Annotated in this window: 14 protein-coding genes and 1 tRNA gene; 8 read left to right on the top strand and 7 right to left on the bottom strand. The window is 68.3% G+C overall.

Annotation, left to right across the window (positions count from 1 at the left end; all coding sequences use genetic code 11):
• Window positions 1-95 precede the first annotated feature (95 nt).
• Window positions 96-184, bottom strand: a tRNA-Ser gene (locus E1261_RS37165).
• Window positions 185-436: 252 nt separating this feature from the next.
• Between E1261_RS37165 and E1261_RS37160 the strand changes: the two genes are divergently transcribed.
• The 5 genes from E1261_RS37160 to E1261_RS37140 all read left to right on the top strand — a co-directional run bounded on the left by E1261_RS37160 (window position 437) and on the right by E1261_RS37140 (window position 5,260).
• Entirely contained in the window at window positions 437-2,011 is a 1,575-nt protein-coding gene (locus E1261_RS37160) for an LCP family protein (protein WP_132414431.1), read from the top strand.
• A 78-nt stretch (window positions 2,012-2,089) separates the two neighbouring features.
• Complete coding sequence (locus E1261_RS37155; protein WP_132414430.1) at window positions 2,090-3,061, top strand: hypothetical protein; 972 nt, start codon at window positions 2,090-2,092, stop codon at window positions 3,059-3,061.
• Between the two features lie 31 nt (window positions 3,062-3,092).
• Window positions 3,093-3,551, top strand: coding sequence for a hypothetical protein (locus E1261_RS37150; protein ID WP_132414429.1), 459 nt, complete (start codon window positions 3,093-3,095; stop codon window positions 3,549-3,551).
• 27 nt (window positions 3,552-3,578) lie between these two features.
• Entirely contained in the window at window positions 3,579-4,538 is a 960-nt protein-coding gene (locus E1261_RS37145; RefSeq protein WP_132414428.1) for an acetylxylan esterase, read from the top strand.
• Complete coding sequence (locus E1261_RS37140; protein ID WP_132414427.1) at window positions 4,535-5,260, top strand: MBL fold metallo-hydrolase; 726 nt, start codon at window positions 4,535-4,537, stop codon at window positions 5,258-5,260. Before E1261_RS37145 ends, E1261_RS37140 begins: the two co-directional genes overlap by 4 nt.
• Here the strand turns inward: E1261_RS37140 and E1261_RS37135 are convergent.
• The 3 genes from E1261_RS37135 to E1261_RS45600 are packed head-to-tail and all read right to left on the bottom strand — an operon-like array spanning window position 5,250 to window position 7,058.
• The gene (locus E1261_RS37135; protein WP_132414426.1) at window positions 5,250-5,810 is read right to left on the bottom strand and encodes a dihydrofolate reductase family protein; all 561 of its coding nucleotides are present in this window, start codon (window positions 5,808-5,810) and stop codon (window positions 5,250-5,252) included. The genes E1261_RS37140 and E1261_RS37135 overlap by 11 nt on opposite strands.
• Window positions 5,810-6,184: a hypothetical protein gene (locus E1261_RS37130; protein WP_132414425.1), complete on the bottom strand. Its 375-nt coding sequence runs from the start codon at window positions 6,182-6,184 to the stop codon at window positions 5,810-5,812. The genes E1261_RS37135 and E1261_RS37130 overlap by 1 nt, the downstream gene beginning before the upstream one ends.
• Before the next feature lie 4 nt (window positions 6,185-6,188).
• The gene (locus E1261_RS45600; protein ID WP_165952772.1) at window positions 6,189-7,058 is read right to left on the bottom strand and encodes an aminoglycoside phosphotransferase family protein; all 870 of its coding nucleotides are present in this window, start codon (window positions 7,056-7,058) and stop codon (window positions 6,189-6,191) included.
• Window positions 7,059-7,078: 20 nt separating this feature from the next.
• On the opposite strand from E1261_RS45600, the gene E1261_RS37120 reads away from it, so the two are divergent.
• The gene (locus E1261_RS37120; RefSeq protein WP_132414424.1) at window positions 7,079-7,942 is read left to right on the top strand and encodes a DUF72 domain-containing protein; all 864 of its coding nucleotides are present in this window, start codon (window positions 7,079-7,081) and stop codon (window positions 7,940-7,942) included.
• Here E1261_RS37120 and E1261_RS37115 read toward each other — a convergent pair.
• Together E1261_RS37115 and E1261_RS37110 are read right to left on the bottom strand one after the other, a co-directional pair.
• Window positions 7,939-8,409: a methylated-DNA--[protein]-cysteine S-methyltransferase gene (locus E1261_RS37115; protein WP_238176666.1), complete on the bottom strand. Its 471-nt coding sequence runs from the start codon at window positions 8,407-8,409 to the stop codon at window positions 7,939-7,941. The genes E1261_RS37120 and E1261_RS37115 overlap by 4 nt on opposite strands.
• A 48-nt stretch (window positions 8,410-8,457) precedes the next feature.
• Window positions 8,458-9,402, bottom strand: a complete 945-nt coding sequence (locus tag E1261_RS37110) for a carbon-nitrogen hydrolase family protein (RefSeq protein ID WP_238176665.1) — start codon at window positions 9,400-9,402, stop codon at window positions 8,458-8,460.
• Window positions 9,403-9,761: 359 nt separating this feature from the next.
• Between E1261_RS37110 and fgd the strand changes: the two genes are divergently transcribed.
• Window positions 9,762-10,769, top strand: a complete 1,008-nt coding sequence (gene fgd / locus E1261_RS37105) for a glucose-6-phosphate dehydrogenase (coenzyme-F420) (RefSeq protein WP_132414423.1) — start codon at window positions 9,762-9,764, stop codon at window positions 10,767-10,769.
• Between the two features lie 31 nt (window positions 10,770-10,800).
• A complete protein-coding gene (locus E1261_RS37100; protein ID WP_132414422.1) occupies window positions 10,801-11,376 on the top strand; it encodes an acetyltransferase in 576 nt (191 codons plus the stop codon).
• On the opposite strand, the gene E1261_RS37095 is transcribed toward E1261_RS37100, so the two are convergent.
• Window positions 11,373-11,912 (bottom strand): GNAT family N-acetyltransferase, encoded by a 540-nt coding sequence (locus E1261_RS37095; RefSeq protein WP_132414421.1) that lies wholly within the window; start codon window positions 11,910-11,912, stop codon window positions 11,373-11,375. The genes E1261_RS37100 and E1261_RS37095 overlap by 4 nt on opposite strands.
• Between the last annotated feature and the right edge of the window lie 428 nt (window positions 11,913-12,340).

Here is a 12,340-nt window from a genome sequence, read left to right as displayed (position 1 = left end):
GGCGAAGCCCGCCGGGCGGGGCCTGGGGGTTGCACCCCCAGAAAATGCCGAAGCGCCCCGTCCACGCTCTCCGTGGACAGGGCGCTCCCAAAGCGCGGAGGCGGCGAGATTTGAACTCGCGAGAGGGGTTACCCTCAACCCGCTTAGCAGGCGGGCGCCATCGACCGGACTAGGCGACGCCTCCTCCGACGTACCCACACACAACGTCTGCATGGGTCGACGACGACCAAGACTATCTGCTCACCGGGCCCGGCGGCAAAGTGGGTCGGGGGCGGGGGTTTGGGAGTGTCGGCCGGGCCGTGTGTAACCTGGCGTGCACCGACGGGGGTCGCCAGCACACGTCAACCGAACGGCGGACGTGGGCGTCATAGGTATCGTGGATCGCTTCGGGCGTTCCACGGTGGGTCGCCACGTCGCCGATCAGGGAAACGGAGCCATGTCGCGGAGTACTCGTGCCGCCGGACGGAGGTCCGCGCCTCGCGCCGGCCGGTCCAAGCACCGCTCGCAGCGCGCCCGGACGACCTCCAAGGCCATCGGTCTCACCCTGCTCAGCGCACTGGTCCCGGGTCTCGGCCTGATCAAAGGCGGCCGGACGAAGCTCGGGGCGTTCGTCCTGACGCTCGCCGTCGGGCTGCTGCTGGTCGCTGCGTACGTCGGCCTGACCCAGCGGAACTCGGTTCTCGAGCTGCTCGTCTCCCCCCGCCAGCTGCTGATCGCGACCGCGGCCGTGGTGGTGCTCGGGGTGCTGTGGATCTGGGTCGTGGTGGCCTCGCACAAGCTGCTCCGGCCGGTGAGCATGACGTATACCGGCCGGCTGGCGGGCTCGATGTTCGTCGGTCTGCTGTGCTTCGCGATCGCCGTCCCGACCACGGTGGCGGCGCAGACGGTGATGGCGCAGCGCGACCTGGTCGGCAGCGTGTTCCAGTCCGAGGGCGACTCCAAGAGCGCGACCCGGCCGAAGGTGGACAAGGCGGACCCGTGGGCGAAGACGCCGCGGCTCAACCTGCTGCTCCTCGGTGCGGACGACGGCGCCGACCGGACCGGGGTCCGGACCGACACGGTGATGGTGGCCAGTATCGACACCAAGACCGGTGACACGGCCCTGATCTCGCTCAGCCGGAACTGGATGCGGATGCCCTTCCCGGAGGATTCCCCGCTGCACGCGGAGTACCCGGACGGTTACTGGGACCCCAATCTCGGCAACGTCGAGCAGCCGGAGTATTACCTGGACTCGATGTACGACAACGTCCCCAAGAAGCATCAGGGCATCCTCGGCGCGACCGACAACATGGGCGCGGACGTGGTCAAGCTGGCCGCGGGCGCCGCGCTCGGTCTCGACATCGACTACTACATGCAGATCAACCTGGCCGGGTTCCGCAAGATCATCGACGCGATCGGTGGCATCACGGTCAACGTCAACTACAAGGTGCCGATCGGTGGCGACTATGGCTCCGGTCCGGGGACGCGCGGCGAGAAGAAGCCGTCCGGCTACATCCAGCCGGGTCCGAACCAGAAGCTCGACGGCTACCACGCGCTCTGGTTCGCCCGCGGCCGTTACGGCCTGAGCGACCCGTCGCGGCAGGAGCGGCAGCGCTGCACGATCCACGCGCTGGTGAACAGCGTGAACCCGGCCACCCTGGTGACGAAGTACCAGCAGATCGCCTCGGCCAGCAAGGACCTGCTGCGGACCGACATCCCGCAGGAGATCCTGCCGGCGTTCATCGAGCTCGGTCTGAAGGTCAAGTCGGCGAAGGTCTCGAACGTGGACCTCGACAAGCGGAAGAACTTCCCGACCGGCAAGAACCCGGACTACTCGGCCATGCAGGAGCTCGTCGAGAAGGCGATCGCCCCGAAGACCAAGCCGATCGCCTCGACCCCGTCGACGACCGTGACCAAGAAGCCGACGACCAGTCCGACGAAGAAGCCGGTGAAGCCGACGACGACCCCGGGTGCGGCCCAGGACCTGAACGACGCCTGCGCCTACGACCCGACCCAGACCGGGACGAACTGACAACTTCCGGTCAGTCTGGACTGGTCCCGCCTCTTCAGGGAAGGATGACTCGCACCGAAGAGGCTGGGGGGCGAACACATGCGGCGAGTCATGGCAGTAGCGATCGGTACGGCGTTGGTCGTGGCGGGGTGCAGCAGCGAACCGGAGAGCAGCAAGCCGCTGCCTTCGACGACGCTCACCACCCCGACAGATCAACCGACCACCCCGGCACCGACGCCACCGCCGTCGTCGACCACGCCGACGCAGACGTCGCTGAGCCCGGTGGGCTACAAGAAGGCACTGGCGAACTCCGAGACGAACCTGGTCCGCGGCGTACAGCGGGTGATGAACGCCCCGACGCTCGCGGCGTTCGACCAAGCCCGCGCCCAGCTCGAGGACGCGATCGAGCGGCAGCGGCAGGATCTGGGTGAGCTCCAGCCCCCGCAGTCGGCCCGCTCGGGACACGAGGGAGCCCTCACTGCCTTCAACAGGTTCCCTGCGAGCGTGACGTCGAACCTGGCCAAGTCCGGTGAGACCAAGACCGGCTGTGGCTTGCCGAAGGCCGGTGCGGTCCGGCTGTACCAGGCCAAGACCGGCATCCGGGCGTCGATCGTCGAGCTGTCGCAGGAGGTCAACAAGAGCCTCGGCAAGGGGATGAACTTCGGCCTCCGGATGACGCCGCCGGCACTGAAGCCGCCGCCGCAGATGACCGGCCGCGGCACGAACGGCCAGATCATCCAGCGGGCCGGGTCCCGCGGCGCCGGGATGCTGCAGATCAAGAACAACGGTTCGGCCGATGTCGTGGTCGTCGTCGCGACCAGCGTGCCGCGGCAGCCGCAGGTCTCGATCTACGTCCGCCACAACTCCAACGCCACCCTGCGCGGCATCCGCGGCAGCTACTGGGTGTTCTTCAAGTCCGGCAGCGCCTGGGACGGCGTCAGCCGGCAGTTCACCGAGGACTGCTCCTTCTCCAAGTACGACGATCGCTTCGACGGCAAGTTCGACTGGACGGTCACGCTGTCACCGGTGATCGGTGGCAACGCATCCACCTCGGACGTCGACCCCTTCTGACCGCCGGCGGGGCCGATGGGATCATGGCCGGATGCGTACGACGTACCGGATGCGGTCTGGGCGATTCCTCGGTGTACTGGCGACCGGCCTGATCCTGCTCGGGGTGGCTGCGATCACCTGGGCCCTCGGAGCGCCCAGAGCAGTGGTCGGGGTGTTCCTGATGCTCGGAGCTCTGGTCGCGCTGGCCGGGCTGTGGATCGTGGCCCGGCCACCCGTCGTACTGCGGCTGCGGGACGACGCGATCGACGTACGCGGAGTAAAGACGGTGTGGACCGATGTCACCGAGGTCGGCCGGGTTGAGACGACGCACGGTGCGGCACTCGCGCTGCGGACCAAGCGGCCGGATGACACCGTCCTGCTGCCGCTGGCCTGGCTGGCGCCCAAGCACGTGCCAGTCCTGGAGACCACGCTGCGCGACAAGCTGAATGCGGCGCACGGCTACACCATTTGGGACGGCACTGCCCCGGACCCGGAGCCTCCCGCAGAATAAGGACGACCCGAGATCTGAGGAGCGTCTGTGCTGTCCTTCGAGCTGTCGTACGACGAACTGCTGACCTACCAGGGCACGAATCCGCGGCCGGCCGACTTCGACCAGTTCTGGGGGAAGGCGCTGCTCGAGCTGGACGGGACGGACCCGGAGACCGAGTTCGCCGACGCCACCGACTTTCCGTTGAGCACGGCAACGGCCCAGCACCTGTACTTCACCGGCACCGGCGGCTACCGCGTGCACGCCAAGGTGATCCGGCCGAACGAGCCGACCGGCCCCGCCGTACTGGTGTTTCATGGGTACGGCGGTGAGCAGCCGAAGTGGGTCGACCTGCTGGCGTATGCGGCGCGCGGGTACACCGTGGCCGCGCTGGATGTCCGGGAGCAGGTCGGGTTCCGGACGGCTTCCCAGACCGGGAACGACTTCAACCTGCACAACCACCTCGTGCACGGTCTGGACGCCGGACCGGACGGGCTGCTCTACAAGCACGTCTTCCTGGACACCCGGCGGCTCGCGGACATCATCGGCGCACTGCCCGAGGTGGACGAGACCCGGATCGCGACGACCGGCTGGAGTCAGGGTGGCGGCCTCAGCCTGGTCGCGGCCGCGCTGACGCCGGGCATCAAGTACGTCGCCAGCGTGTTCCCGTTCTTGTGTGACTACCAGCGCACCTGGGACCTGAACCTGGAGAAGGGTCCGTACGACGAGATCGTCACCTGGTTCAAGAAGCGCGACCCGCGGCACCTGCGGCAGGACGAGGTGTTCAACACCCTCGGGTACATCGACGTCCAGCACCTCGCCCCGCGGATCCGCGCCGAGGTCACGCTGTTCGTCGGCCTCGAGGACCAGACCTGCCCGCCGTCGACCCAGTTCGCGGCGTACAACCGCATCACCTCGACCAAGGAGCTCCGGGCCTATCCGGACTTCGGGCACGATGATCTGCCCGGTGCGCACGACGACATCTACCAGCTCATCGGGGCGAAGCTCTGAGCGCACTGACGGTCCTTGGCGTCGCCGCGCCCTACCCGCAGCCGGACCGCCCGTGTTCGGGCTACCTGCTGCGTGCCGGCGGCGCTGAGGTCTGGGTCGACGCCGGTCCGGGTTCACTCGCTGAACTGCTCCGGCACACCACGCTGTCGGAGCTGGACGCCGTGTGGCTGTCGCACCTGCACCTCGACCACATGTGCGACCTGCTGAACGCGTACTACGCCTTGTCGTACGGCGAGCTGCCCGCTCGTGCTCCACTGCCGGTGTACGCGCCCGCTGCGCTGGCAGAGCGTCTGGTCGGGTTCTTCGGCGGACTGACCGACGTACTGGACCTTCGGCCGCTGTCAGACGGGCATGTGGTTGAGCTGGGCGACCTGCGGCTGATTAGCCGGGCTGTGGAGCACGGGTGTGACGCCTACGCGCTCCGGGCCGAGTTCGGCGGGCAGGTGCTCGCCTACTCCGGGGACTGCGCGCCCTGCGACGCTCTGGATGAGGTGGCGGCCGGGGCGGACCTGCTGCTGTGTGAGGCCAACGATCCGCAGCCGACCCCGGTTCACCACACTCCCGGGCAGGCGGGCGCGCTAGCTCGCCGTACTGGGGTCAAACACCTCGTCGTCACCCACGTGGGCCCGCTGCTCGACCCACAGCAGGCGACGGCTGAGGCCTCGGAGGTTTTCGACGGCCCGACGACCTGTGCGGCCGTCGGCTCGACAATCAGCTACTGAGGACGCGGTAGCGGTGGTGGGTGACGCCGCGGCCCTCCAGGCGGCGGACCAGCTCCAGCTCGACGGGGGTGCTGTCGAAGCCGAAGAGCGGGCGTCCGGAGCCCAGCAGGACCGGTACGACGTGTAGCTCCAGCTCGTCGAGCTCACCCGCGGCCAGCAGTGCGGTCGCCGCACCGGCGCCGTGGACCATGACGTCCCGGTCGCCTGCTGCTGCGCGGGCGTCAGCGGCGCACGCGGCCACGTCGGTGTAGAACTTCGCGGTGCCCGGCGGCACGTCGTCCGGGTCGATGTGGTGGGTGAGGATGTTGATCGGTACGCCGTTGTGGTGGTCGCCGCCCCAGCGGCCGGCCAGCTCGAACGTCCGGCGGCCCGCGATGATCGCCCCGGTCGCCATCGCTTCGCCGTACACCTCGCCGTTGACGCCTGGCGCCAGCCGGTCGTCCAGCCAGTTGAACAGGCGGAAGCCGTGCCGGCCGAGCTCCTGGCCGGGGCGGTCGTCCGGACCGGCGATGAAACCGTCCAGGGACATCGACATGTAGAGACGAATCATCAGGTGGGGATCCAAACTGGCCAGAAGGGCGGGACGTTGCCGGGGCAGGTGCCTGGAGAGGCGGCTGGGGTGCCTTGCCAGGAGTAGAGGGCCAGGTCGGCGATGGTGATCGCGATGGCGGCGGCGATCAGGCCCATGAACAGGGTCTTGCCGGCGTAGCGGTAGGCGATGGTGAAGAGGACGAGGTTGACGATCAGGGCCAGCGGGAGGCCCAGGAACAGCAGGGTCAGGCCGTTGGGCATCGGCCCGGAGACGTCCACGTTGCACGCCTTCCACGACCGCGACGTCAGCACGACGAGGCCGAACGCGGACCCGCCACCGACCACGATCGTCAGGGACGACTCGACCTTGCCACTCTTCGGGAACAACGCCATGTGATTACCGTAGGCGATCGAGGGCCTCGGCGATGCCGGCGTCGCCGATCGAGGTGTTGCCGGGGAAGAGTCGTTTCCAGGAGGCGGCGCGGCCGAAGACGCCGAGGCTCCAGGCGAGGTCGGCGGCGCGGCGCAGGGTCGGGCCGTCGCCAGGCCAGTGTTCGAGGTAGGCGTCGCGGAGCCGCGGGACGAACTCGGGGCCGAGCTGCTCGGCGACCCGTTCGAGCGGGACGCGCAGGCTGCAGAAGGGGTGCGAGATCGCTGCGTCACCCCAGTCGAAGAACCGGTACGGCGGTCCAGCGAACACCTGGTTCTCGTGCAGATCGGCATGGTCGAGCGTCTCCGGGATGCCGAGAGACGCCAGCTCAGCGCACTGATCAGCCACCCCTGGCAAGTCGAATAGCTCAGGCAGTACGGCGAGCCGCCCGTTCGGTACGCCGAGCTGGTCGAACTCGCCCACCCGGTCCACCAGTGCGCGCTGGAACTCGGCGTACTGGCTGAGCAGTTCCTCCCAGTGCCGCGGTTTCCGCTCGACCTCCTTCAGCACCTGCCCACCGTCCGGCAGCAGGGACCACCCGCGCTCCACATCGACGGCGTACGGCGTCAGCACGTGCTCCGGGACGAGCTCGGCGAGCCGCTGAGTGAGCGCGGGCTCGAACGCGCTGCCGGGTGGATTCGCCTTGAACCACACGGGTTCCGCGGCCTCGATCCGCACGATCACGGACCACGGGCGTAACCGCACCCGCATCGGCCCGGTCTCCCGGATCTCGAACCGGTCGAGTTGCTCCACCAGCCAGCCCATCGCCTCGCGGCGCCACACCGCGTGATCCCACGGCGTGCGCGCGTCGGGGTAGCTCCCGCGATCGACCTGCATCGGGATAGATAATCAGAGTTGTGGTCTATCGCGTGGGCATTTCCGGCTGGCGATACAAGCCCTGGCGCTCGGTCTACTACCCCGAGGGTCTGCCGCAGCGTGCGGAGCTGGAGTACGTGTCGCGGCGGCTCAACTCGGTCGAGCTGAACGGGTCGTTCTACTCGCTGCAGCGACCCTCGTCGTACCAGCGCTGGTACGACGAGACGCCGGACGACTTCGTGTTCGCGGTCAAGGGGCCGCGGTTCATCACGCATATGAAACGGCTCGCGGATACCGATGCGCCGCTGGCCAACTTCCTCGCCTCCGGACTGCTTGCGTTGGGCAACAAACTTGGTCCGGTGCTGTGGCAACTACCGGGCAACTTCCGGTACGACGGGCCGCGGCTCGCCGCGTTCTTCGAATCGTTGCCGCGGACAACCAGTGCTGCTCTGGAGTTGGCCAAGCAGCACGAGGATCGGATGCAGGATCGCGTATTCCTGGAAGTCCGCTCGGAGCAGCCGATCCGGTACGCGTTCGAGGTCCGGCATGACAGCTTCGAGAACGCCGAGTTCATCGACCTGCTCCGTGAGCACAACATTGCGCTGGTGTGCGCGGACACCGCGGGCAAGTGGCCGATGCTCGATGACGTGACCGCGGACTTCGTTTACGTGCGGCTGCACGGCGCTGACGAGCTCTACGTGAGTGGGTACGACTCCGCAGGGCTCGACCATTGGGCCGCCCGTGCGCGGACCTGGCATCAGGGCCGGACGCCGACCGGCGGCAAGACGGTGTCCCCGGACCGGCCGCCTCGGCATCGCCGCGATGTCTACGTCTACTTCGACAACGACGCGAAGGTCCGCTCGCCGTTCGACGCCGAGGCCCTGTCTCAACGCCTCGGACTCTAGAACAGCCGGACCTCGGCGGGCTCCTCCAGATCGAGGAGGAGTTGCTTGCGCTCCAGCCCGCCCGCGTAGCCGGTCAGTGAGCCGTTCTTGCCGACGACCCGGTGGCACGGGATGACGATCGAGAGCGGGTTCTGGCCGACCACCTTGCCGACGCGCTGGGCGTGATCCCCGACCTCGGCGGCAATCTCGCCGTACGTCGACGTTGCGCCGTACGGGATGTCGTTGAGGCGGTTCCAGACGCGCTGCTGGAACTCGTCGCCGGTGAGGGTGGTCTGGAGGTCGAAGGTGGTGCGCTCGCCGCTCAGGTACTCGTCGAGCTGGCGGGCCGCCTCGGACAGCACAGGGTCGGAGGTGACCCGCTCGCCGAGCGGCATCGGCTTCACCCAGTGATGGGGGAAGTAGACACCGGCCAACGCGTTGTCCGAGGCGACCAGCGTGAGCTCACCCAGCCGGGTGCTGACGATCATGTGCCTGTTCATGCCCATGGAACGCGCCAGCACCCGAAGGTGTGAGGGCTAGCTGTTCACACGCTCCCGAGTCCGCTGCCGGAACTCGCGCCCGATCTGCGTGACGTCTTCGTGCAGTACGTCGGTGGTGACAACGGCCGGTGTGCCGTCCGCCGGAGCGTGGATCGCCCAGGCGCCGCGCGGGTCGATCACGCCGGACTGGAGTCCGCCGTCCGGATTGGCCGGAACCGCGAGGCTGATCCAGCAGGTGTTGTTCACCGCAGTCCCGCGTGCCTGGACCGCGATGTGCTCGTGGTGTGTCACGCCCGCGGTCGAGTACGACACCAGTACGCCGTCCACACCGAGCCGGTCGTATTCGGTGAACAGTTCGGGGAACAGCACATCCAGCCCGAGCGCGAGCCCGAACCGGAAACCGTCCACGTCGAAGGTCACCGGGTCCTTGCCCGGGGTGTACATCCAGGTGATCTTCGTCGTCGACATCGTGCGCTCGTCGTACCGGGCAACGACCTTCCCCTGGTCGGAGACGACGTACATGCTGTTGTGCGGCCGCGCGTCGGGAAGCTGGTGGATGCTCGGGAGCACCGTCCAGACTCCCAGTTCGCCGGACAGTTCGGCGATGCTGTCAAGCTCTTCCTGCAGGACCTTCCAGTCGGCCTTGGTCCAGTCGGACGGGCCGATCTCGTCGGGGCCGAGCTCGGACATGATCTCCTTGCTCGGGAAGCAGAGCGCGCCTTCGGTGAAGTGCACCAGGCGGGCGCCGGCTGCGGCTGCCTGCCTCAGCAGTGAACGGACCTCGGCGCCGCTGGCGCGCAGCAGTGCGGGGTCGCTGGGGTCTCGGTGCACCGTCGACTGGGCGACGGCGAGCTTGAGAGTTTCCGGCATGTCTTCTCCTGATGGAGTCGGGCGGAAGTGCCGGAGGGCAGACGTGTAGGACTCGCCCGTCTTGGCGGCGCGGGCGCGCACCCGCCGCTTGAGATTCCGGTTCGCTGTCATCTGGCCTTCCGCATGCGCAGACTCGATCCTCCGGCGATCCCGTCCGCTGCAGTTGACCAGGACGAGCGGCCCGAGACCAGAAGTCCCTTTGCCCCCTGCGACGAGACCGGGCCGGAGCCGGTCAACGGAGGTGAGGCGCGGGCCGCGCCAGGCCCCAATCCTGTCCGATGCCGTGGGGCCCGGTCAAGCACGTCGGTAACGACACGTACTAGTCGCCTCGCCCGGGCAATTCGGGCGGCCGCCACGCCTGGGCCGGGGCCGCCACGGGCACCACTACGTGTCCTTACCCACCGTCGGCATAAAGTCGGAGGCGGACGTGGTTGGTGCTGGAGTCGGCTAAAAACTGTTGGGAGCCAAGGGTGAGCATTCGGGTCGGGTACAAGGCGTCGGCGGAGCAGTTCGGGCCGCGGGATCTGGTGGAGTACGCCGTTCGGGCCGAGGAGCTCGGGCTCGACAGCGTGACGGTGTCGGACCACTTCCTGCCGTGGCGGCACGAGGGCGGGCATGCGCCGTCCGCGCTGGCCTGGCTGGCGGCGGTGGGTGAGCGGACGAACCGGGTGCTGCTGGGGACATCGGTGCTGACGCCGACCTTCCGGTACAACCCGGCGGTAATCGCGCAGGCGTTCGCCACGATGGGTGTGCTGTACCCGGGCCGCGTGATGCTCGGCGTCGGGACCGGCGAGGCGCTCAACGAGATCGCCGTGTCGGGGCGCGAGTGGCCTGAGTTCAAGGAGCGGTACGCGCGGTTGCGGGAGGCCGTTCAGCTGATCCGCGACCTGTGGACGAAGGAGGGTGTCAGCTCCGAGGGTCCGTACTACAAGACCGTCGACGCGTTCATCTACGACCGTCCCGAGGTGCCTTTGAAGGTGTACGTCGCCGCCGGCGGACCGCTGGTCGCCAAGTACGCCGGTCGCGCGGGTGACGGGTTCATCGCGACCTCGGGTAAGGGCATGGAGCTGTACACCGAGAAGCTGATTCCGGCGGTCAAGGAAGGTGCTGAGGCGGCCGGGAAGAAGTTCGAGGACATCGACCGGATGCTCGAGGTGAAGGTCTCCTACGACCGCGACCCGGCGCTGGCGCTGGAGAACACGCGGTTCTGGGCGCCGTTGTCGCTGACCCCGGAGCAGAAGCACAGCGTGACGAGTGCGACCGAGATGGAGCGGCTGGCCGACGAGCTGCCGATCGAGCAGGTCGCGAAGCGCTGGATCGTCGCATCCGACCCGGAAGAGGTCGTGAAGCAGTTCCTGCCGTACCTGGAGGCGGGGTTCAACCACTTCGTCGTACACGGTCCTGGGCACGACCAGGAGCGCTTCCTGACCCAGTTCACCGAGGACGTTCTACCGCTGCTGCGCAAACTCGAGGGTTGAGGTCTGGCGTCGGGCACCACACAATCAAGCTGTGCCCGACACTCAGATAGTCCAGGACACCGACCCGCGCTGCGCCCAGCTCGAGGCGGCCGGGTACCGGGTCGTGGGCGAGTCCTGGGCCGCGCATCTCGCCGATCCCGACCGGGATCTGCTGGAGACTGCGGTCAGCCGGGCGACCGCGTCCGGGCTGACGTTGCGTGAGCTCGGCGCCGAGTCGGCCGAGGCGCTGCACAAGCTGGAGAAGGCCAACGAGTCGGACTATCCGGTCACGCCGGCCACCCATCGCATCGTCGGTGAACTCTCCGACATTCGCGGGCTGTGGCCGGAACACCGGGTCTTCGGGGCGTTCGACCGGTCCCGGCTGGTGGGTGCCACGGTGATCCGCCGGCACGAGGGCTCGGGCGACACCAGGTTCACGTCCGTGCTCGCGCCGTACCGGCGTCGCGGGGTCGGGCAGGCGGTGAAGGCCGCGTCCATCCTCGCCTTCCTGGACGTCGGCATCACGAGGTTCAGCACCGGCGGGGCGGCGATCAACGACGGCAGCCTGGGCGCGAACGAGGCTCTCGGGTACGTCGTCGACGAGCGCTGGCGTTCCTATCAGCTCTAGACGCTGATCGTGACCGGGCGGCTCGGCGGGGTCAGGGGGTCCGAGGCCAGGCGGGCGTGCCGCTCGACGTCGTACCGGGTGCCGTCGTACGCGAGGCGGTGCCGCTCGACGCCCTCGGCGAGGAAGCCGGCGCTGCCCGCGACACCGCAGGAGGCCGGGTTGCCGAGGCGGTGGCCGAGCTCGAGCCGGTACAGGCCGGCGTCGTGGTGGGCCCAGTCGGCGAGCGCGCGCAAGGCGTCCCGGGCGACGCCTTGGCCGCGGATCTCGGCGAGCGTCCAGTACCAGGTCCAGCCGACCTGGTGGCGGTCGATGTTGGTCACGCCGACACAGCCGACCGGGTGGTCGTCGGCATCGGCCACGGCGTACACATGCCCGTTGTCGAGGTCGGCGACCCGGCCGATCCAGTCCAGCGCGGTCGCCCGGTCCACGATCCCGCCCTGGTAGACCATGTCGGGATCCGAATGTGCCTGAGCCAGACGGAGCGCGTCCGCCGTCCGCCACCGCCGAAGATCGAGCCGCCCCAGCGCGTATCCCATCCACCGAATTTACCGCCGCGTCACTCCCCCGAAACATCCCCCGGCGCGCCGACCTTGAGCACCCCTCAACCATTCCGCGCGGGGAATTGTGATCGATGGGTGCCCAAAGTGCCGCCATCCGCCGTGAAGGCGACCTTGAGCACGGTTCGACCGTTCCGCGGGACGGCTTGTGGTTGATGCGTGCTCAAGGTGGGGTTCGGGCAGCACCTTGGGCACGGTTCGACCGTGGGGATGGGCGGATGGTGGTTGAGGGGTGCTCAAGGTGCCGCAGTTCGTTGCGGGGCGACTTTGGGCACGGTTCGATCAGTTCGGCGCGTGAGCTGTGGTTGGTGGGTGCTCAAGGTGGGGGTCGGGCAGCACCTTGGGCACGGTTCGACCGTTTCGGCGGGCGGATTGTGGTTGAGGGGTGCTCAAGGTGGGGGTTTGGC

The organism is Kribbella albertanoniae (assembly GCF_004348455.1).
Lineage (GTDB): Bacteria > Actinomycetota > Actinomycetes > Propionibacteriales > Kribbellaceae > Kribbella > Kribbella albertanoniae.
This window is presented reverse-complemented; position numbering and strand designations above follow the sequence as displayed.

Bases quoted from the DNA above. Each gene is read 5' to 3' on its own strand.
- E1261_RS37160 (WP_132414431.1), top strand. From the start codon at position 437: ATGTCGCGGAGTACTCGTGCCGCCGGACGGAGGTCCGCGCCTCGCGCC.
- E1261_RS37155 (WP_132414430.1), top strand. From the start codon at position 2,090: ATGCGGCGAGTCATGGCAGTAGCGATCGGTACGGCGTTGGTCGTGGCG.
- E1261_RS37150 (WP_132414429.1), top strand. From the start codon at position 3,093: ATGCGTACGACGTACCGGATGCGGTCTGGGCGATTCCTCGGTGTACTG.
- E1261_RS37135 (WP_132414426.1), bottom strand. From the start codon at position 5,810: ATGATTCGTCTCTACATGTCGATGTCCCTGGACGGTTTCATCGCCGGT.
- E1261_RS37130 (WP_132414425.1), bottom strand. From the start codon at position 6,184: ATGGCGTTGTTCCCGAAGAGTGGCAAGGTCGAGTCGTCCCTGACGATC.
- E1261_RS45600 (WP_165952772.1), bottom strand. From the start codon at position 7,058: ATGCAGGTCGATCGCGGGAGCTACCCCGACGCGCGCACGCCGTGGGAT.
- E1261_RS37115 (WP_238176666.1), bottom strand. From the start codon at position 8,409: ATGATCGTCAGCACCCGGCTGGGTGAGCTCACGCTGGTCGCCTCGGAC.
- E1261_RS37110 (WP_238176665.1), bottom strand. From the start codon at position 9,402: ATGACAGCGAACCGGAATCTCAAGCGGCGGGTGCGCGCCCGCGCCGCC.
- E1261_RS37095 (WP_132414421.1), bottom strand. From the start codon at position 11,912: ATGGGATACGCGCTGGGGCGGCTCGATCTTCGGCGGTGGCGGACGGCG.